Raw genomic sequence first — 2,212 nt, 5'->3', positions numbered from 1 at the left:
CCCTCGCACCCCGCCGCCGACGACCCGCCCGTCGTCGTGGACCAGCTCAACGGCATCACCCTGCCCCTGCCCGACGGCTGGGTCAGGCCGCGGTACGTCAGCGAGGACGACGTCGTCATGACCACCGACGGCACCTACGACTGCCCCGGTGACTCCGGTGTCTGCCGGCACGGCCTGGTCATCTCCCGTACGGCGGCGGGCACCGACGAGACCTCGCCCCGGGCCCTCGCCCGCCGGGACGTCTCCGACGCGGCCGACTCCGCCTACGACCGCGACCTCACCGGCCGGCGCCCCTACGGCGGCATCGAGTCCCACCGGGAGGTCGGCTCCGGCCAGATCGCGGTGGCGGGCCGCGCCGGGTACTTCGTGCGCTGGCGGGTGAAGACCGCCAAGGGACCCGGCGGGTACGTCGAGTCCCTCGCCTTCCCCTCCAGCGTCGGCACCGAGTCCCCCGTCCTCGTCCGGTTCGTCTTCGACGCGGGCGAGGACGGACCGCCGCTCGCCGACATGGACCGGATCACCCGAGGCATCCGCCCGGTCGGAGACGCGGCGACGGACGGGGGAGTGGGCAGCAGCATCGCCCCCGCGAAGTAGGGCCGGGCGGCCAGGGGCCAGAGGAATCAGAGGAATCAGAGGAAGGTGTGGCCCTCCCCGCGATACGTCGGGACGGTCGCCGTGACCGCGTCCCCCTCCACCAGGTGCAGCACGTCGAAACGCTCGCACAGCTCACCGGCCTTGGCGTGCCGGAACCACACCTTGTCACCGATCAGCAGATCGTCGGCGGGCGAGCCCAGCAGCGGGGTCTGCACCTCGCCGGGCCCCTCCTGGGGGTCGTAGCGCAGCCCCTCCGGCAGATACGGCACCGGGAGCCGGTCCTTGCCGGGCGCGCCGGAGGCCGGATAGCCGCCCCCGAGGACCGTCACGACGCCGACTCCCGGGCGTCGTACGACCGGCTGGGCGAACAGCGCCGCCGGACGGCCGCTGAACGAGGTGTAGTTGTCGAACAGGCGCGGCACGTAGAGCCCGGACCCCGCGCCGATCTCCGTGACGGCGTCCTCGGCGGCGGTGTGCTGCACACTGCCGGTCCCGCCGCCGTTGACGAACTCCAGATCGGGTACGACGGCCCGGACCGCCCGCACCACCTCACCGCGCCGCTCGGCGAGTTCACGGCGGGCGGTGGCCTGCATCAGCCGTACCGCACGCGAGCGCAGCGGCCGCCCCGCGACGGAGTCGCCGACGCCCGCGATGTGCCCCTCGTACGCCATGATCCCGACGACCTTGAAGCCCGGGCGCCGGGCCACCGCACGGGCCATGTCGGCGACCTGCGCCGGTGAGTGCAGCGGCGAACGGCGCGCCCCGACCCGTACCCGGCCGCCCAGCAGCTTCAGCGAGGTGTCCAACTCCAGGCAGACCCGGATGACTTCACGGCCGCCGTCACGGGCCTCGTCGATGAAGCGGAGCTGCGCGGGGTCGTCGATCATGACGGTGACGGCCGCGGCGAGCTTGGGGTCGGAGGCCAGTTCGGCGAAGCGGGCGCGGTCGGCGGACGGGTAGGCGAGCAGCACGTCCTCGAAGCCGCTCCGCACGAGCCACAGCGACTCGGCCAGCGTGAACGACATGATCCCGGCGAAGCCGTCCTTCGCGAGCACCCGTTCCAGCAGGGCCCGGCAGCGGACGGACTTGCTGGCCACGCGGATCGGCTTGCCTCCCGCCCGTCGGACGAGATCATCCGCGTTGGCGTCGAAGGCGTCCAGGTCCACGATGGCCACAGGAGCGTCGAGGTGGGCGGTGGCCCGGTCGTAACGGGCCCGATCGGCGGCGCGCGCAGTCATGAACGAAGCCTGCCAGACAGGATTACCGCAGGGTAGGGGGACGTTCCGGGCAGATGCCCCGGGGGCGCGGACTGGTTCCCGTTCCGAGCGGGGCACGCCGTAGAGTGACGCGCACGTACGGAGGTCGGGCGCCTGTCGCGGGATGCCGGTCCTGCCGTGCGGGTAGGTATGCGTGCCCGGGACGGTCGACCGCTCGTGCCGGGGCCGGCGTCGAGCGGTTGAGCGCAAGGACGACGGTTCGCGTAACAGTAGACGGCCCGGGGCGCGAGGAAACGGGGGGTGCATGAGCACGGAAGCCCAGCACGCCTCTTTTCCACCACGCCCCACGACCCCGCCACGTCCGGCCCAGCCGCCGACGGTGGGGCGTGGTGGAAAAGAGG

Annotated in this window: 1 protein-coding gene and 1 pseudogene; one reads left to right on the top strand and one right to left on the bottom strand. The window is 73.0% G+C overall.

The genetic code is table 11. From position 1 onward, the window contains the following. A pseudogene (locus GRC12_RS43760) lies at positions 1-594 on the top strand (hypothetical protein); the annotation flags it as partial. A gap of 35 nt (positions 595-629) precedes the next feature. Here GRC12_RS43760 and GRC12_RS43755 read toward each other — a convergent pair. Further along, on the bottom strand, positions 630-1,832 hold the full coding sequence (locus GRC12_RS43755) for an amino acid deaminase/aldolase (protein ID WP_133044983.1): 1,203 nt from the start codon (positions 1,830-1,832) through the stop codon (positions 630-632). Positions 1,833-2,212: the final 380 nt, after the last annotated feature.

The sequence above is a fragment of the Streptomyces griseorubiginosus genome, from assembly GCF_017614965.1.
GTDB lineage: Bacteria > Actinomycetota > Actinomycetes > Streptomycetales > Streptomycetaceae > Streptomyces > Streptomyces griseorubiginosus_B.
Note: the sequence above shows the minus strand (reverse complement) of the source record. Positions and strands in the feature narration are given on the sequence as shown.

Excerpts from the sequence above, each read along its gene's own strand:
- GRC12_RS43755 (WP_133044983.1), bottom strand. The coding sequence starts at position 1,832 with ATGACTGCGCGCGCCGCCGATCGGGCCCGTTACGACCGGGCCACCGCC.